This window comes from Rhodococcoides kroppenstedtii (genome assembly GCF_900111805.1).
Lineage (GTDB): Bacteria > Actinomycetota > Actinomycetes > Mycobacteriales > Mycobacteriaceae > Rhodococcoides > Rhodococcoides kroppenstedtii.
In genome coordinates this window covers 41451-53744 of the sequence record NZ_FOJN01000016.1, presented here as the reverse complement: position 1 = coordinate 53744, position 12294 = coordinate 41451, and the positions used below count along the sequence as shown (strand labels likewise).

Here is a 12294-nt window from a genome sequence, read left to right as displayed (position 1 = left end):
CGAGTGACTCGGGGGAGAGAGCCGGCGCTGTCAGCGCCGGCTCTCTTTCTCTGCCAGGGACAGGTACGCGGCCATGATGCGCTTGAGTTCCACCACCGCGTCGGCGTGCGTCTGGCCGTCCTGGACCGAGAAGTTCAGCATCGAGTAGACGACGTGCACGAGCACCTCGGCCATGAGGTTGCGACGCTCCCGCGGCGTCCGCGGGGTGAGCGGCGCGAGCATCCGCTCGATCTGTGCGGCGAAGGCCCGCTCGTGGATCACGCCGGTCGCCCGCGTCGCCGGCGTGCTCTGCATCGCCAACCACACCTCCCGGCGTGACGGGTCCGACGACCACAACCCGGACATGTGGTCGAGGAAGTCGTCGAGGAACCGCAGCCAGTCGATCGACGGGATCTCGCCGTCGAATTCCGCCAGCTCCCGCTGCACACCCTTGAGGTCCTGCCGGTTGAGCTCGCAGACGATCACGTACTTGTTGGCGAAGAACTGATAGAGCGTGCCGATCGGCAGGCCCGCCCGCGAGGCCACTTCCTCGCAGGTGAACGATTCGAACCCCACGTCGACCAGGAGTTCTCTCGACGCGGTGAGCAGGGCGTCGAACTTGCGCTTGCTCCGCTCCTGCGTCGGGCGACGCCGGGGGAGCAGTTCCACGGGCTCGTTGGTGTCCGCGTTCTCGCTGGTGTCGGCGCCGTCGCGCACGTCCGACTCGTCGAGGGTGTCGGGTTCGCCGGGTGTGCTCGGCTGGTGCGGCCACGGTGACCCGGCGGTGGACTCCACGACATCGAGACTATCGGTCCGGCGCGTCCTCACCACCGAGCATCCCCGATCGGCCCCGCCGTTTGTGAACATCCGGTATGTTTGGACAGCGTTGAGAGGGAGATGGACCGAAAAGGTCCGCCTCGTTCGCCCTCGCGCCCCGGATCGACGGGGGTGGTTCGGACTGCGTGAGGTTCCGGGTGCGCTGCGTCCGCGTCGCTCATCCCTGTGGATGGCGGCGTGGCCTGCGGCGGCACCGCCCCGACACGCGTCGAGACCAGGGAGGGCTCGCCATGAAGGACACCACGCCGGCTGCAGTGCTGGCCTACCACGTACAGGGCAGCACGGTGACCGCCGAGTTGCTTGCCGCGGCCGACGGATCGGTCGTCGGCCCGCCGGCCGTCGTCACGCTGGACGACCTCACCGCCGAGCAGATCGGTCTCTCCGTGCCCTCGCTGTGGCGCCTGATCGACGACGCGGACGTCACGGTCACCGGCGTCGTCGTCACCGGACTCGCGGCCGACGTCGACGCCGCGCCACCGATCCTCGAACTCGCCCTGGACGTGCCCGTCCACCGCGCGCCGTCGCCGACGGTCGTCGTCGACTCCCGCGGGTCCGCCCCGTGGGATCGCAGCGCGCCGCAGCGGTTGCGTCCCGCGCGTCCCGTCCCCGCGGCACCCGGCCGTCGACCCGCCGAGCCGACGCGGGAGTCCGTGCCGGCCTCCGATGCGTCCCGGCCCGGCCGGGTGGCCTCCGCCGCGCTCACGCAGGCGGGCGAGACCTTGCCGGCACCGCCGGCCGACGCCCGTCCGGCACCGGCGGACGACGACGCTCGAGCGCCGGACGTCGCCGGTCCCGCATCGTCGGACGACGTGACCGAGGCCTTCGCCGTCGTCGTCGACGACGAGCCCGCTCCCGTCCCCGTGTCGACGACGGACGGACGCCGGACCCGACGCGCGGGCACGCTGGTCGCCGCGTCGGCCGCCGCAATCCTGGTGGCCGCGGGCATCGCGGGGGCTGCCGTCGTCGTCGGCAAGCCGGGGGACGAGCCGGCCCGCACGGCGTCGGTGACCGACGCCGCCCCCGAGACGGCGCAGCCCGTTGCCGATGTGCCGGCGGCGGGCACCGGCGCCGCGGCCGTTCCGCCGCCTGCTCCGCCGGCGCCGGTCGTCGCGCCTACCAGCGAGACCGCAGAGCCGGATCCGGAGGCGACCGAGGAGTCGTGGCCCGCGCCGACGTCACCGAGCGTCCCGCCGCAGACCACGTGGTCCCCGACGCCGCGCACCTCCACCGTGCCGCCGCCGGTGTTCGCGGTGCCGGTGCCGGACCAGGATCCGAACAAGTCGCCGCAGCAGCTCCAGGACGAGGCGTGGGCCCGGCACTGGGAGCAGACCGGCGAGTGGCTGAACCAGGAGTTCGGCGGCTGACCGTGTGAGGCAGACTCGGGTGCCATGACTGCCTCTGTCGACCGCTTCCGCGCGTCCGTGTCCGCCGACATGCCTCGGGTGCGGGAGGAACTGGCCGCGCTGGTCGCGTTCCGGTCCGTGGCCGACGATGCCTCGGTCGCCGGAGACAACCGCGATGCCGCCGACTGGGTGCGTCGGGCGTTGGTCGACGCGGGAATTCCGGACGTCGACCTGCACGAGACGTCGGACGGGTCGCTGGCGGTGATCGGTCGTCGGCCCGCGCGCGAGGGCGCCCCCACGGTGTTGCTCTACTCGCACTACGACGTGCAACCCGCCGGTCCCGAATCCGCCTGGGCCAGTGACCCGTTCACGCTCACCGAGCGTGACGGTCGCTGGTACGGCCGGGGTGCGGCCGACTGCAAGGGCAACCTGGTGATGCATCTCGCCGCGCTGCGCGCCGTGGGGGAGTCACCGGTGGGCGTCGTCGTGGTGTGCGAGGGATCCGAGGAAACCGGCACCGGCGGACTCGAGCACCTGGTGGCCGAGCGTCCCGACCTGGTGGCGTCCGATGCCGTCGTGATCGCCGACGCGGGGAACGTCGCGGTGGGCGAGCCGACGGTCACGACGTCGTTGCGCGGCATGGCCATCGTGCGTGTCGACGTCGAGACCCTCGGCGGCGCTGTGCATTCCGGCATGTACGGCGGTCCGGCACCCGATGCCCTGGTGGCGTTGATCGGCATGCTCGCGACGCTGCACGACGACGCCGGAAACACCACGATCGACGGGGTCGACGCGTCCGGAACGTGGTCCGGCGCCGACTATCCCGAGGATCGGTTCCGTGCCGACGCCGGAGTCCTCGACGGGGTCGGGCTCGCCGGCGACGGGTCCATCGCCGACCGGTTGTGGGCGCGGCCGTCCGTGACGGTCATGGGGATGGACTGCCCGCCCGTCGTCGGGAGTGCGGCGGCCGTCGTACCGAGGGCGTCGGCGCGGCTGGGCCTGCGCGTCCCGCCGGGCGCCGACGCCGACGCGGTCCGGGACGCTCTGATCGCGCACCTGCGTGCGCGGGTGCCCTGGTCCGCACGAATCACCGTCGCGGAGGAAGCCGTCGGGCAGCCGTTCGCGGCACGTACCGACGGGCCGGCCTACGCCGCCCTCACCGAGTCCATACAGGAGGTCTACGGGCGAGAGGTGGCCGTCGCCGGGCAGGGCGGGTCGATTCCGCTGTGCACCGCCCTGCAGGAGGCGCTCCCCGACGCCGAGATCGTGCTCATGGGCGTCGAGGAACCCCTGTGCCGCGTCCACGCGCCGAACGAGAGCGTGGACCCGTCGGAGATCGAGAATCTCGCCGTCGCGGAAGCGCTGTTCCTCGAGCGGGTGGTCAGAGCTTCAGATCGCGGATGAGCTTGGCGACGTGGCCGGTCGCGCGCACGTTGTACTGCGCGACCTCCACGGCCCCGTCCGGATCGATGACGAACGTCGAGCGGATGACGCCGCGAACGGTCTTGCCGTACATGGTCTTCTCGCCGAACGCGCCCCACGCCTCGAGCGTCGTCTTCTCCGGGTCGGACAGCAGCGGGAAGGTCAGGCCCTCCTCGTCCCGGAACGTCGCCAGCTTCGCGGGCTTGTCCGGCGAAACGCCGAGCACCTCGAGGCCGGCGTCGTTCAACTGCGCCAGGCTGTCGCGGAAATCGCAGGCCTGCTTGGTGCAGCCGGGCGTCCCGGCGGCCGGGTAGAAGTACACGACGACCCGCTTGCCCCGGTAGTCCGCCAACGACACCGTCGTGCCGTCGGCGTCGGGCAGGGAGAGTGCGGGCGCGGGATCACCGGGGGAGAGTCTCGAGTCGGTCACACCGGCAAACCTAGTCGAGAAGGGCGCGGCAGCCGTGCTCTAGGCTCGAGGTTCGACCGGGCAACGATCACCTGTGGAGGGCCACGTGGCACGCAACACCGACAACATCGAGCGGGACATCGAGGCCGCACGCGACCAGCTGGCCGCCACCCTCGACGAACTGAGCGTGCGGGTGGATCCGAAGCGCCTCGCCGAGAACACCAAGCGCAGCGCCGTCGCCACCCTCAACGAGCCGGCCGTGAAGTTCTCCCTCATCGGAGTCGGTGTGGTCGTCGCGATCCTCGTGGTCCGCAAGATCGTCAGCTGACCCGTTTCCCCTGATCAGGGCGCCGATTTCACTCCGCGCGCCGGCAGGTGTTAGTGTCTTTCTCGCACCACGGAGCGGGCAACCGCTTCGGCGCCTATAGCTCAGTTGGTAGAGCAAGTGACTCTTAATCACTGGGTCCGGGGTTCGAGTCCCTGTGGGCGCACCGAGGGCAGAGGCCCCCGTCCGGATCATGATCCGGACGGGGGCCTCCGTCGTCTCCGGACTCGATCCACTCCACCGGCACGCCGGTCGCCAGCGCCCACGCGTTGATGACGATCTTGCGCAACGACTTGCCGGAATCTGCCTCGTAGTTGCTGATCGTCCCGCGGGACACACCCATGCGCTCCGCAAGCTCGCGCTGGTCGAGGCCTGCGGCCTCCCGCGCCTTCTTGAGCCGGTCGTGCACCGTGAACCGCGGCACCGGTACCGCCCACGTCGTCTCCGTCGTCATGCGCCCAACGTTAGACCACGAACCGAAAGCCGGCAACAGGACGGTTCGGCGACTTCTTGCACATCGTTCGGCGCTGGGCTAACTTTGTGCACGTGTCAAAAAGTGACCTCGAGCAGATCCCCGCAGCCGAGGCTGCGCGCACGCTCGGTGTCGACGTCCGAACCGTTCATCGCATGATCCGTCGCGGCCAGCTCCGCGGCAACAAAGTGCACGAGGGTCTCCGGGCTCCGTTCCTGGTGAACAAGCGTGACGTCGAGTCCATGAGCGCGGAGCGCAACCCCGCCTGAAACGCAAATCGCCCGCCGCGACTGCAACTCGCGACGGGCGGTGATCCCCCGGAAGGAAATCTGATGGCCAGAGTAGCCGATTACATCGAGTGCACGCGTTGTGCACGCCGTTCACTCGACCTGCTGGTCGATCTCGACAGTGGTGAGTGCGCGAACTGCACACCCGTCACCCTGCCGCCGGCCGTCGCCGCAGCCAACGCGCTGAACGCCCGATCGGGGTTCGGACCGTTGGAGCGTGTGCGGTGAGCGCGCGTGCAATCCCGTTGAGCATCAACGGGATCGAGGTCGTGGAGATGCATCGGTTGCAGGACAACCCGAAGGTGTGGACCTGCACCATGGCCGACGGCGGGCTGGTCGTTGCGGACGGGGAACACCTCTCGAACCTCATCCGAGCAGGGTGGCCGACCGAGCACGACGTCGACCCGTACGAGCGCTTCGACCGCCTGCAGATCACACCCATCCCCGAGCTGCCGCCGATCGCGCCCGGCACGCGCCGCGGCAACCTCACGGCGCTCGCCTGGCTCGTGTTCTTCGGGTTCGTCTTCGGGCTCGTCCTCTTCGCCGCCGGCGGTGCCGCATGAGCACCGACTGGAACATCTGGGACAACGTCATCGTCGAGATGGTCACGCCCGGAATCGCTTACGCGGAGTACGTCGGGACCAACGGCGTCCCCGGCACCCACCTGCCCGATCTCCGCGACCTCGCGCGGTACTGGGTCGGCGATCCGGACAGCCTGTACTTCGCCTCCGCGTTCACCGTCGACGACCTCGCCACTGCCCTCTCTGTCGTGGAGATGCTGCGGAACGACGTCGACCCCGCCAACTTCGGCCACCCCAGCCGGCAGACACCGGACAAGGTGCGCGCCGCTCTGCTGGTCGCCGAGCGTGACCGACTGATCGACCGTATCGAGGAGCTGGCCGAAGACCGGAACGGCATCACCGCGGTGCTCGACGAGATGGCGAAGACCCAGTGAGCGCGGCCGCGGTGTCCCCGCAGAGTCCGGTCGATCGGCGCGACCGGGCCATCGAAGCTCGCGTCGAGCGTCTTGAGGCGCAGGCCTTCCGCCAGATGAGCAAGGCACCGTCGTCACAACTGCGCGCCAGGCTGGTGGAGACCATGGCCATCGTCGCGCTTCGCATGTACGCGATCAACGAGGCCGGGTTCGACTACACCACAGGGCTGTACTACGGCGAGCCGGCTTCGGGCGGTGCGCGATGAGACACCGGCTCACCCGTGCGCGCGCGTACCTCGCTCTCGCCTGCTTCTTGCCCGTCGCGCTCATCGCTGCTCAGCTCGTGCCGGGGGTGCCGTCGTGACCGAGCTGACCCTCACAGACCTGTTCTGCGGCGCTGGTGGGTCGTCCACCGGGGCGTCCCAGGTTCCCGGCGTGACCGTCCGCGTCGCGTCGAACCACTGGAAACTCGCCGTCGACACCCACAACGAGAACCACCCCGATGCGGACCACGTCTGCGCCGACCTCTCCCAGATCGACCCCCGCTACTTCCCGACCACCGACATCGGCTGGTTCAGCCCGGAGTGCACCAATCACTCCATCGCGAAGGGGAAGAAACGCGCCGACTCCACCCCCGACCTGTTCGGGGAGGTGCTGCCCGACGCCGCCGCCGAACGGTCGCGGGCGACGATGTGGGACGTCGTACGGTTCACCGAGGTGCACCGGTACCGCGCTGTCCTCGTCGAGAACGTCGTCGACGCCTGGAACTGGACCCCGTTCCGGGCGTGGCTGATGGCGATGGACTCCCTCGGCTACCACCACGAGGTCGTCTACCTCAACAGCATGCACGCGCAGGTGCACGGGCCGGGGCGCCGCAGTCGCGGGACCGCATGTACATCGTGTTCTGGCAGCACGGGAACCGTGCCCCGGACCTGCACCGTGTCGCGCGCCCGCAGGCGGTGTGTGCTCAGTGCGGGCCGGTGCGGGCGATGCAGTCGTGGAAGCGCTCCGACCGGGCACCGTGGGGGAGGTACCGGGCGCAGTACGTGTACCGCTGCCCGAACGTGAAGTGCCGTAATGCGGTGGTGGAGCCGGCCTTCCGTCCGGCGTCGGACATCATCGACTGGGACCTGCCCGGCCAACGGATCGGTGACCGGCAACGCCCGCTGGCCGACAAGACCCTCGCCCGCATCCGGGCGGGCATCGAGCGGTACTGGTCCCCACTGATCGTCGAAGCGGCCGGGAACACCTACGATTCCGCCGACCCACGTCACCCGGCGCACGGGCGGCCGGACGGCTACATGCGCGCCTGGCCGATCGACGACGCGCTACGCACGGTGCACACGACGTCGTCGAAGGCGCTCGTCGTTCCGGTCGAACGACGCGACGGGAAGTCGGCCGCCATCGCCGCTGATCCGATGCGCACGATGACCACCCGCAGCGAGACCGGCCTCGCGTTCATCGCCGAGCTGCGCGGGGGCGGGTCCGTCGCCCGACCGGTGAAGGAAGCGCTCGCGACGGTCACCGCGTCCGGGAACCACCACGGCCTGGTGACGACGTACTACGGCAACGGCAGCACCACACCCGCGAGCGATGCGCTGTCGACGGTGACGACGCTGCAACGGCACGGACTCGTCACGCCCAGCGGTGGGACATGGCGGGAGCGGGCGACGTCGACGTCCGAGCCCATGCCGACGCGGACCACCCGTGAGACCGACGGCGTCGCGACGAACCTCGGCGTCGACCTCGACGACGTCCGGTTCCGGATGCTCGAACCGCGGGAGATCGTCGCGGCCATGGACTTCCCGTCTGACTACGTCGTCCTCGGGAACCGTCGCGAGCAGGTCCGCATGGCCGGAAACGCGGTCACACCGCCGGCCGCCCGGGACCTCGTCGCGTGCGTCGCCGAGTCGCTGGGAGTCGCGTCATGACCGACAACCGGATCGTCCTCCCGACGGATGGACCCGTAATCCCGGTCGAGCAGACGTGCGAGCTGCCGCAGGGCGCGGTGGGCACACCGCGGTGCACTAAGCGCGCCGAGCACGTCGCCGACATCCATGGCTGCATCCTCGACCAGCCCGAGCACGCCTGGGTGCGTGTGCGTATCTGCCACGACCACGTCGTCACCGCGCACAAGGCGTTCACCGACATGCAGCACCGCTCACCCGGCGGCCGCGCCGAGTGCGCCGAGTGCGAGAAGCCGTTCCACCGATTCCGGGACCTGCTGATCAAGGTGGAGGTGCGTCGCTGATGCCCGCTCAGGAGATGTCCGGCATCACGGACGTGGAGGGCAACCCGCTGCCGGTGGGGTTCTGCCCGCTGCACCCGCACGAACGCGACGGCGACCGCTGGGAAGAGGCCTGCCGTCAGTGCATGGCCGACTTCGGTCGCCCGTGGTGGTGGGTGTGGTGACCCGGCGTCGGGCCTGCCCGGGCGGCTGCGGCCGCGTGCTCCGCCGATCGCTGTTCTGCTGCGACCGGTGCATCACGCGGCTGCCGCAGCCGACGCAGCGGGTCGTGCGTGCCGCTGCCGGCAAACCCGCCGCCGCGAAGGTGCGGGTGTGGGCCGACGCCGCACAGCACTTCGAGCGGAGGTTCACCCGCCGATGACCACCGTTCCGGGAACCGCCCTGTCGTCGTACGACGACGCGCTGACTCTGGTGTACGACACGGTCCGCGCCGCCGGCGCCGACAGCGTCGACTTCACCAGCACCGCGGCGCCGAACCTGCTCGTGCCGCTGTGCCTGCAGGTGCCGATGCCGCAGCTGTGGTCGGCGACAGCGGAGTTCCCGGACGGTCACACCATCGTCGGTGTCGCCTCGATGCCCACCACCCTGTTCCCGTACGCCGCGGTGCTGTCCGCGTGCTGTGACCTGTTGCGGCGCATGGGCTGCACCGACACCGCGGACCGCATCAGCGGCGCCGCGTTCACCCGAGGAGGCCGCAGTGGGTGGTAGCGCGACCTGCCAGAAGTGCAACCAGCCGGTGCTGTGGTTCACCACCCGCGAGCGCGGCACCCCCGTGGCCGTCGACCCGTCCCCTGACCCCGACGAGGGCACCGTGATGATCACCGCCGTCTCCGAACCTACCGAGACGCACCTGCCCGCCCGCAGCACCGGCGGACGCCGCCGACGCAAGGAGAAGACGGTGTTCGTCGACGTCCTCACCGGCGACGCTCTCACCGCGGCCATCGCCGACAAGGAGAAGTTGTTCATGCTCCACTCCAAGACCTGCCCGGCCGGGAAGCCGTTCAACCCGCGCCCCGCCCACGTCCGACTGCACCTGCCCCCGAAACCGAAGGGGCCGAGGTGACCTCGTTCTCCGACGTGCAGGCCGCCGACATCTGGTGGGCCACACAGAACCCCGAACGCAAGTGCCAGATCCACCGATGGATCGACCCCGCCGCCCGCGGCCACCACCCAGTCGCCGGCCAGTTCGAACTCGACCTACCAGACACCCCCGACGCGAAAGGAGGAACCAGCTGATGTCGCCCACCGCACCGCTGGTGTTCCTCGACACCGAAACCACCGGCCTGCACCCCGACCGTCGGATCTGGGAACTCGCCATGATCCGCGTGACCGAGAAGACCGAGCGCACCGTGTCAGTCTTCGTCGCCGACGTCGACCTCGCCCAGGCCGACCTGAAAGCACTGCAACTCGGCCGGTTCCACGATCGGCACCCCAACCACCGACCGACGACCGGGCCCAACCCGGAGCCGCTGCCGTCGGGCGTCTGGTCGCTGCAGGAAGCCACCGTCGCGCAGAAGGTCGAAGCGTGGACCCGCGGCGCCACCATTGTCGGCGCAGTGCCCAGCTTCGACACCGAAGGCCTGGCCGCCATGCTCCGCCGACACGGACTGTGCCCCAGCTGGCACCACCGCCTCGTCTGCGTCGAGTCGATGGCCCTGCCGCACGTCGGATGGGGCACCGACGGCCGCCCCATGGGCCTCGCCGCCCTGGCCGAGAAGCTCGACATCGAGCACGAAGACGCCGACCTGCACACCGCGCTTGCCGACGCCCAACTCGCCCAGCGCATCTTCGAGCACCTTGTGGTGACGCGATGAGCACCACCACCGGGGCGGACACCGCCCTCGACCTCGACGCAATCGAACGTCGCTTCACCGCGGACCCGATACCGGACTGCCGGGTGTGTCACGCGGAGCTGGAAGTGGCGTCAATGGGCGGGGGGCGGGCGACCGAGTATGCCTGCCCGCGTCCCTACGCCGCCGGATTCGCCCGCTTGGGTAGCCCAGAGTGGAAGGCCCAGTCCGAGCACTACGGACGGTCGAAGTACACCCACTTCCGTTCGGGGGACTCTGAGGTGCTGGCTCTCGTGGCGGAGGTTCGCCGTCTGCGCCCTCGTGTGATTACGGGGGATGTGGAGGCGGTGACCGCAGCCCTGGACGGGTTGCCGGTCGGGTCGATCATCACCACCGACGTGGACATCGAGTGGGGCGGCGATGTTTTTCACCGCACCCAGTTCCCCAACGCGCTGCCGACGTGGTACCTGGCTGGCGGTTCGAAGTCCGTGAGGTCCGAGGACATCGCTCGGCATCAGGTCCCCATCACCGTCCTCCGCGAAGGGGTCGGAGCATGAGCGGGGAACGGTCGGTCGACCCCAGGGTGATCCCATGCACGGTCTGCGGCGCGGCCCCTGATCACCCGTGCCAATTCCTGTACGTCGCAGACCGGGTGTCGATGACCATGCGCGGTTATCACGCAACGCGGGTCATCGACGCAACACCGAACCATCCGCTCACCGTCCTTCGAGAAGGGAGCATGAGCGCGCTGCCCAAGGTCACTGTGAAACTGCGCCGTGGTATCGGAGAAGACCCGCGCCGCAACATGATGTCGGCCCTGACCGACCAGCTCGACAAGACCCGGTTCTTCATCGACGGCGAAGCCGACTGGACCGCCGAGTTCGGACCCGTCCCGCGCCCCACCGGCCGCGCCTACACGCACGGCGTCCGCGCCGCCGCCGTCACCCTCGCCGACGAGATCCGCGAGCACGACGGCGGCCCACTCGTCGTCGGCGGGTTCAGCGCCGGCGCCGCCGTCGTCAACACCGCCCTCCGGATGCTCTCGTACCGCGAACGTCAAGCGAAGGTCACCCGCGCGATCCTCGTCGCCGACCCCGCGATGCCTGCCTCCATCCGCCTGGACCAGCTCGTCGGCACCCGCCGGCCGAACTCGTCCGGCATCACCGGCGGCAAGAGCATCTGGACGCCCGACGGGTCACGGATGCTCACCTGGGTCGCCCACCAGGGCGACGCCATCTGCTGCTGCCCGCTGCTGTCCCCGCTGCGCACCCTGGCCGACCAACTCACCGGCATGTCCCTATCCGACCTCGGCGGCTGGGGCGCAGAACTCCACACCAAGCTCGTCACCCGCGCATTCCAGCCCACCAACGTCCTCGGCATGAGCGAAGCGCTGTGGGACCTCGACGGCTACATCCGACGCGGCGAGCACGTCCGCCACTACCCGCCGATGCTCGCCCAGCTCGGCGCCCAACTCAACAAGGAGATGCGATGAGCCACCGCGACGACGCCCGCGCCAATGCTCGCGCCACGGGCCCGCGATCCACCCGCGCGAGGCCGAGAATTCTGCGCTCGATTCAGACCACGGCGCTCGACAAGCTCACGGTCGGCGACCTCGAGGCCGTCGTCCAGGCCTGCCGTTCGCTCGACCTCGCCGACGACTCGCGAGTAGAACTCAGCTCGGGCTCGCCGGACCGACCGGGTGAGCGGGCCACGTACACGATCACCGCACGGGAGTCGTGATGAAGTGCTGCGTCTGCGGGGCAAAGCACCCCGACCACACCCTCTACGCCTACGCCGGCCGCTGGTACTGCGGAGCCGCCTGCCGCTCCGTCCACGACCCCAGCACCCACGGGTTCGTCGCCCGATCGGTCGAAGCCACCACCACCGCCCACGGCGGCACACAGTGACCGCGTTCGGCTGGTGCCTCGTCGGCGCCACCGCCACCCTCGCCGCCGTTGGCGTCGGCCTCGGCGCGCTGATCTACCGCGACACCCGCCAATCGTGAAGTGGGCGCACGCCTTCGGCTACCCGCACACCTCACCCGAAGCCACCGAACTCGCAAGGAGGTCCGCCATGAACATCGCCATCACCTACGCCACCCGCCGCGAGGAATGGGAACTGCGCGCCCACATCCGCGTGCTCCGAATCGTCAAAGCCATCGAGCGCTACAGCGCTGCCCGGGCATCGGCCGCCATGGCGGCCGTCCGGGCACGCAACGAAGCCGCGCGATCGGCGGACCCGCGGTGAC

22 protein-coding genes, 1 tRNA gene and 2 pseudogenes are annotated in these 12294 nt (G+C 70.0%); 22 read left to right on the top strand and 3 right to left on the bottom strand.

Annotated features, from left to right (window positions below):
- Window positions 1-30 precede the first annotated feature (30 nt).
- Window positions 31-696, bottom strand: a complete 666-nt coding sequence (locus BMZ18_RS16840; RefSeq protein ID WP_068105175.1) for a TetR/AcrR family transcriptional regulator — start codon at window positions 694-696, stop codon at window positions 31-33.
- A 350-nt stretch (window positions 697-1046) separates the two neighbouring features.
- Between BMZ18_RS16840 and BMZ18_RS16835 the strand changes: the two genes are divergently transcribed.
- Together BMZ18_RS16835 and BMZ18_RS16830 are read left to right on the top strand one after the other, a co-directional pair.
- Window positions 1047-2180 (top strand): hypothetical protein, encoded by a 1134-nt coding sequence (locus BMZ18_RS16835; RefSeq protein WP_068361627.1) that lies wholly within the window; start codon window positions 1047-1049, stop codon window positions 2178-2180.
- A 24-nt stretch (window positions 2181-2204) separates the two neighbouring features.
- Window positions 2205-3563: a dipeptidase gene (locus tag BMZ18_RS16830; protein WP_068361630.1), complete on the top strand. Its 1359-nt coding sequence runs from the start codon at window positions 2205-2207 to the stop codon at window positions 3561-3563.
- On the opposite strand, the gene bcp is transcribed toward BMZ18_RS16830, so the two are convergent.
- Window positions 3541-4011 (bottom strand): thioredoxin-dependent thiol peroxidase, encoded by a 471-nt coding sequence (gene bcp, locus BMZ18_RS16825; RefSeq protein ID WP_068361633.1) that lies wholly within the window; start codon window positions 4009-4011, stop codon window positions 3541-3543. The two genes, BMZ18_RS16830 and bcp, sit on opposite strands and share 23 nt — an antisense overlap.
- Window positions 4012-4096: 85 nt before the next feature.
- Between bcp and BMZ18_RS16820 the strand changes: the two genes are divergently transcribed.
- Both BMZ18_RS16820 and BMZ18_RS16815 read left to right on the top strand, forming a co-directional pair.
- Window positions 4097-4318: a DUF3618 domain-containing protein gene (locus BMZ18_RS16820; protein WP_068105176.1), complete on the top strand. Its 222-nt coding sequence runs from the start codon at window positions 4097-4099 to the stop codon at window positions 4316-4318.
- A gap of 90 nt (window positions 4319-4408) precedes the next feature.
- Window positions 4409-4481, top strand: a tRNA-Lys gene (locus tag BMZ18_RS16815).
- Here the strand turns inward: BMZ18_RS16815 and BMZ18_RS16810 are convergent.
- Entirely contained in the window at window positions 4443-4769 is a 327-nt protein-coding gene (locus BMZ18_RS16810; protein WP_074922331.1) for a helix-turn-helix domain-containing protein, read from the bottom strand. The genes BMZ18_RS16815 and BMZ18_RS16810 overlap by 39 nt on opposite strands.
- A gap of 92 nt (window positions 4770-4861) precedes the next feature.
- On the opposite strand from BMZ18_RS16810, the gene BMZ18_RS16805 reads away from it, so the two are divergent.
- From BMZ18_RS16805 to BMZ18_RS19475, 18 genes and pseudogenes are all read left to right on the top strand, one after another.
- Window positions 4862-5056 (top strand): helix-turn-helix domain-containing protein, encoded by a 195-nt coding sequence (locus BMZ18_RS16805; RefSeq protein ID WP_139204020.1) that lies wholly within the window; start codon window positions 4862-4864, stop codon window positions 5054-5056.
- A gap of 63 nt (window positions 5057-5119) precedes the next feature.
- Window positions 5120-5302, top strand: a complete 183-nt coding sequence (locus tag BMZ18_RS16800; RefSeq protein WP_074922323.1) for a hypothetical protein — start codon at window positions 5120-5122, stop codon at window positions 5300-5302.
- Complete coding sequence (locus BMZ18_RS16795; protein ID WP_068361640.1) at window positions 5299-5637, top strand: hypothetical protein; 339 nt, start codon at window positions 5299-5301, stop codon at window positions 5635-5637. Before BMZ18_RS16800 ends, BMZ18_RS16795 begins: the two co-directional genes overlap by 4 nt.
- The gene (locus tag BMZ18_RS16790; protein ID WP_068361644.1) at window positions 5634-6029 is read left to right on the top strand and encodes a hypothetical protein; all 396 of its coding nucleotides are present in this window, start codon (window positions 5634-5636) and stop codon (window positions 6027-6029) included. The genes BMZ18_RS16795 and BMZ18_RS16790 overlap by 4 nt, the downstream gene beginning before the upstream one ends.
- Window positions 6026-6274 (top strand): hypothetical protein, encoded by a 249-nt coding sequence (locus BMZ18_RS16785; protein ID WP_068361647.1) that lies wholly within the window; start codon window positions 6026-6028, stop codon window positions 6272-6274. The genes BMZ18_RS16790 and BMZ18_RS16785 overlap by 4 nt, the downstream gene beginning before the upstream one ends.
- A 94-nt stretch (window positions 6275-6368) precedes the next feature.
- Window positions 6369-7939 (top strand): annotated as a pseudogene (locus BMZ18_RS20345) (DNA cytosine methyltransferase).
- Window positions 7936-8259 (top strand): hypothetical protein, encoded by a 324-nt coding sequence (locus BMZ18_RS16775; RefSeq protein WP_068361649.1) that lies wholly within the window; start codon window positions 7936-7938, stop codon window positions 8257-8259. The pseudogene BMZ18_RS20345 and the gene BMZ18_RS16775 overlap by 4 nt, the downstream one beginning before the upstream one ends.
- Complete coding sequence (locus BMZ18_RS19820; protein ID WP_156511599.1) at window positions 8259-8420, top strand: hypothetical protein; 162 nt, start codon at window positions 8259-8261, stop codon at window positions 8418-8420. Before BMZ18_RS16775 ends, BMZ18_RS19820 begins: the two co-directional genes overlap by 1 nt.
- Before the next feature lie 193 nt (window positions 8421-8613).
- Window positions 8614-8964 (top strand): hypothetical protein, encoded by a 351-nt coding sequence (locus BMZ18_RS16765; RefSeq protein WP_068361655.1) that lies wholly within the window; start codon window positions 8614-8616, stop codon window positions 8962-8964.
- On the top strand, window positions 8954-9319 hold the full coding sequence (locus tag BMZ18_RS16760; RefSeq protein ID WP_068361658.1) for a hypothetical protein: 366 nt from the start codon (window positions 8954-8956) through the stop codon (window positions 9317-9319). The genes BMZ18_RS16765 and BMZ18_RS16760 overlap by 11 nt, the downstream gene beginning before the upstream one ends.
- Window positions 9316-9492: a hypothetical protein gene (locus BMZ18_RS19815; protein WP_169817709.1), complete on the top strand. Its 177-nt coding sequence runs from the start codon at window positions 9316-9318 to the stop codon at window positions 9490-9492. The genes BMZ18_RS16760 and BMZ18_RS19815 overlap by 4 nt, the downstream gene beginning before the upstream one ends.
- The gene (locus BMZ18_RS16755; RefSeq protein ID WP_068361661.1) at window positions 9492-10070 is read left to right on the top strand and encodes a 3'-5' exonuclease; all 579 of its coding nucleotides are present in this window, start codon (window positions 9492-9494) and stop codon (window positions 10068-10070) included. Before BMZ18_RS19815 ends, BMZ18_RS16755 begins: the two co-directional genes overlap by 1 nt.
- Window positions 10067-10603 (top strand): hypothetical protein, encoded by a 537-nt coding sequence (locus BMZ18_RS16750; protein WP_068361664.1) that lies wholly within the window; start codon window positions 10067-10069, stop codon window positions 10601-10603. Before BMZ18_RS16755 ends, BMZ18_RS16750 begins: the two co-directional genes overlap by 4 nt.
- Window positions 10600-10695 (top strand): annotated as a pseudogene (locus tag BMZ18_RS20360) (hypothetical protein); the annotation flags it as partial. The gene BMZ18_RS16750 and the pseudogene BMZ18_RS20360, both read left to right, overlap by 4 nt.
- 90 nt (window positions 10696-10785) lie before the next feature.
- Complete coding sequence (locus BMZ18_RS16745; protein ID WP_068361667.1) at window positions 10786-11538, top strand: alpha/beta fold hydrolase; 753 nt, start codon at window positions 10786-10788, stop codon at window positions 11536-11538.
- Window positions 11535-11786, top strand: coding sequence for a hypothetical protein (locus tag BMZ18_RS16740; protein WP_068361670.1), 252 nt, complete (start codon window positions 11535-11537; stop codon window positions 11784-11786). The genes BMZ18_RS16745 and BMZ18_RS16740 overlap by 4 nt, the downstream gene beginning before the upstream one ends.
- Window positions 11786-11953 carry a hypothetical protein gene (locus BMZ18_RS19810; protein ID WP_156511600.1) on the top strand — a complete coding sequence of 56 codons (168 nt, stop codon included), beginning with the start codon at window positions 11786-11788 and terminating at the stop codon, window positions 11951-11953. Before BMZ18_RS16740 ends, BMZ18_RS19810 begins: the two co-directional genes overlap by 1 nt.
- Before the next feature lie 94 nt (window positions 11954-12047).
- Complete coding sequence (locus BMZ18_RS19475) at window positions 12048-12293, top strand: hypothetical protein (RefSeq protein WP_139204017.1); 246 nt, start codon at window positions 12048-12050, stop codon at window positions 12291-12293.
- The last annotated feature ends 1 nt before the right edge of the window (window position 12294 follow it).

What these genes read in the sequence shown, in the direction of transcription:
- BMZ18_RS16810 (WP_074922331.1), bottom strand. Translation starts at nt 4,769, where the DNA reads ATGACGACGGAGACGACGTGGGCGGTACCGGTGCCGCGGTTCACGGTG.
- BMZ18_RS16755 (WP_068361661.1), top strand. Translation starts at nt 9,492, where the DNA reads ATGTCGCCCACCGCACCGCTGGTGTTCCTCGACACCGAAACCACCGGC.
- BMZ18_RS16830 (WP_068361630.1), top strand. Translation starts at nt 2,205, where the DNA reads ATGACTGCCTCTGTCGACCGCTTCCGCGCGTCCGTGTCCGCCGACATG.
- BMZ18_RS16750 (WP_068361664.1), top strand. Translation starts at nt 10,067, where the DNA reads ATGAGCACCACCACCGGGGCGGACACCGCCCTCGACCTCGACGCAATC.
- BMZ18_RS16775 (WP_068361649.1), top strand. Translation starts at nt 7,936, where the DNA reads ATGACCGACAACCGGATCGTCCTCCCGACGGATGGACCCGTAATCCCG.
- BMZ18_RS16745 (WP_068361667.1), top strand. Translation starts at nt 10,786, where the DNA reads ATGAGCGCGCTGCCCAAGGTCACTGTGAAACTGCGCCGTGGTATCGGA.
- BMZ18_RS16740 (WP_068361670.1), top strand. Translation starts at nt 11,535, where the DNA reads ATGAGCCACCGCGACGACGCCCGCGCCAATGCTCGCGCCACGGGCCCG.
- BMZ18_RS16765 (WP_068361655.1), top strand. Translation starts at nt 8,614, where the DNA reads ATGACCACCGTTCCGGGAACCGCCCTGTCGTCGTACGACGACGCGCTG.
- BMZ18_RS16835 (WP_068361627.1), top strand. Translation starts at nt 1,047, where the DNA reads ATGAAGGACACCACGCCGGCTGCAGTGCTGGCCTACCACGTACAGGGC.
- BMZ18_RS16790 (WP_068361644.1), top strand. Translation starts at nt 5,634, where the DNA reads ATGAGCACCGACTGGAACATCTGGGACAACGTCATCGTCGAGATGGTC.
- BMZ18_RS16800 (WP_074922323.1), top strand. Translation starts at nt 5,120, where the DNA reads ATGGCCAGAGTAGCCGATTACATCGAGTGCACGCGTTGTGCACGCCGT.
- BMZ18_RS19820 (WP_156511599.1), top strand. Translation starts at nt 8,259, where the DNA reads ATGCCCGCTCAGGAGATGTCCGGCATCACGGACGTGGAGGGCAACCCG.
- BMZ18_RS19810 (WP_156511600.1), top strand. Translation starts at nt 11,786, where the DNA reads ATGAAGTGCTGCGTCTGCGGGGCAAAGCACCCCGACCACACCCTCTAC.